Origin of the sequence: methanotrophic endosymbiont of Bathymodiolus puteoserpentis (Logatchev) (assembly GCF_900128525.1) — a bacterium.
In the GTDB taxonomy this organism is placed as follows: domain Bacteria; phylum Pseudomonadota; class Gammaproteobacteria; order Methylococcales; family Methylomonadaceae; genus Methyloprofundus.
The window spans coordinates 1-2,391 of record NZ_FQTQ01000001.1; the positions used below are offsets into that span (position 1 = coordinate 1).

The following is a 2,391-nucleotide window of genomic DNA, read 5'->3' on the forward strand; positions in this document are numbered from 1 at the left end:
CAAAAAACTGAAAACGAGCAAAAAGAGCAGGCATAGATTTACAACTTTAGGCGACAACTAGTTTGACAATCACCGCCGTCAAACACTTTAGACTGTGGTTCAAAGCCAATCGCGCGCAGTTCCATGTTAAAACAGCCGAGAAAGTCGAAATCGACCGGCTTAGGCAGCGCCACCAAAAAATCAATATGTTCAGCAAGGACACTGGCATCGCCAGTAATGGGACAATCTACTAATTCAAGTTCAACTTTAGACAACATCGATAAAGGTCCGGTACTGTCGGCAGAAGGATTAAAGCGTGCTTTACCACTTATAGTGAAATAAAGATGATACTGCCCATCATCGACAAACTTAAGTCCGATGGCGTTAACTTCAAAGCGAAAACCGGTACCTTTACACTCCAGCATCTGATCGCCCTTTATTTCAGCCGCCCCACTAACCAGCTTCAGTGCTCCACCTTCTGATTCAGGTTCAAACTGCAGCGCAATACTGGCCATTCCATCCCCAAGCAGTGGTGGTACTAGCCCGGTGCCAGCAAGAGTAAACCCCTTATTATGATTATTGACTATTTCAAAACTGGAGTCTTTAAATCGGACCTTGGTATCCAAGCCATTCAATTTCGCTGGACGGTCACTAACAGTCGCTTTCAAGCTGACGCCTGCTTCGTTGAGCTCGAAGTTTTCCACTACGAAAATAATGGGATCTTCACCTAACAAGCCATATTCCAGTTCTAGTTTGGTTCCTTGGGATTGTTTGATACGATAATCAGAATCTTTAGTAGTAAGAATAAAATACTCTTTGTTGTTATTAGGAGTGAACCTCCAATTGAGACCCAGAAAGTTCCCAGTCAACTGTTCCTTGTCAGACTTTAGAACTAAATCAGCGACATCCATATTCAGTGCAAACGTTGTGAGACCAACTGATACATCAATTGTAGTTTCTAACTTTAGGGTGTCGGTGATGTGAACGATAACACCGAGAGGAAAAGCGATGCCTTTGTCGTTAATTTTAATACCTGTTCCATCAAATTTTTTTACTTCAATATGCTGACCTGTTGAATCAGAATTCAAAAAAGGCAAACTTAATTTATCCGATACCTCAAAAGTCGCAACCCAGTCACTTAGGTTAATGTCACTAAAGCTTAAGTTTATTTTCGAGCATAACGAATCACTGTTATCTAACGATAATTCAGTTAATTTTTCTGTTGATTGAAAAAATTTAGGTAAAGCTCCTTTAAGAGAAAAATCTGCAAGTACAATACTGATTTCTTCACGCGCCTGAAGTGTTAGTTTAAAAACCTCTTTAGGTTCTTTGATATCATTTTGTAATTCTCGCTCTTCTGCACGATCCCATGCAAAACTACTGCTTGCGCTAAGTCCTTGATCTTTCGCTAATGTTGCAATAAATGAAATTTTTGCAATTTTTTTATTGCTTCCAGAACCTTCCCAGCTCACTAACACAGTAAAGAACGATACTTCAGACACTTTTACATTAATACCTGGTAGCGTAAAGGATTGTTCAGCGTTATCAGCACCAGAGGTCCATTCAATTCGACATTCTTCAATTCCTACCCCACCATCACTCCCAAATATTATTTGTACCGTCATATTCTGTTTGTCAGAATCTATACTCTGAGATAAATTTGGGGCAACCATCCCAAGTAAGTCATCAACTGAAGTATCTTTAACGGTTAGTGCCAAGCACTTGGAGCTAATGTAAAAATTACTCAGATCAATATTTGTATCTAAATCAAGAACTGGTTCCTCAGCACCGACAGGTGTATAAATTCGAAAACCGTCAACGTTAAGCTTTGGCGTTGTAGAACCGCTCTCAAATTTGATTTGGAGTTTATCCCATTCAAAGCGGATCAATTCTTCAATATCCAAGTGACCTTTTTCTATCGTGCATTGTAAAGAATAAGTTTGAGTACCATCGTTGATCGCTGCATTTACTTCTATCTGCAATCCTTCAGCTTCAATGTGAGTACTTCGTTCATCGCCTAATAGAAATGCCAGGTTAAAAATACCAGGCTTCTTTACCGCAACCAAGCCAATCTGAGGATTACTTTCGAGCGGGAATACAGTCGGCCCATCAGCTCCAAAGGCAAAGCTCTCAGGATCAGGACCGTTTGTATCAAATTGGTAGGAAAACGTCAGATCCCAATCTTCAAGCTGAATTTTCTGTAGTGGTTGGTCAAAGCCAGCAGGGAGTATCACTAATCCAAGATCACCCTCTTCAGCCGTTGATAGACTCAGCGTAATACTGGGACCAGACTGATCTCCATTAAGGTAACGGTGTCCGACATTTTATTACAGATATGCCATCAAAACAGGTCGGAGCTTGCGCTCAAAGAGCCATGTGGCGCTTTTCTTTAGGAAATTGTTTTTTAAGAAC

The 2,391-nt window shown here is 40.6% G+C and carries 1 protein-coding gene; it reads right to left on the minus strand.

Translation table 11 applies throughout. The features are described 5' to 3' along the window. Positions 1–38 precede the first annotated feature (38 nt). On the minus strand, positions 39–2,213 hold the full coding sequence (locus tag BQ7314_RS00005; RefSeq protein ID WP_174481658.1) for a hypothetical protein: 2,175 nt from the start codon (positions 2,211–2,213) through the stop codon (positions 39–41). Positions 2,214–2,391 lie beyond the last annotated feature (178 nt).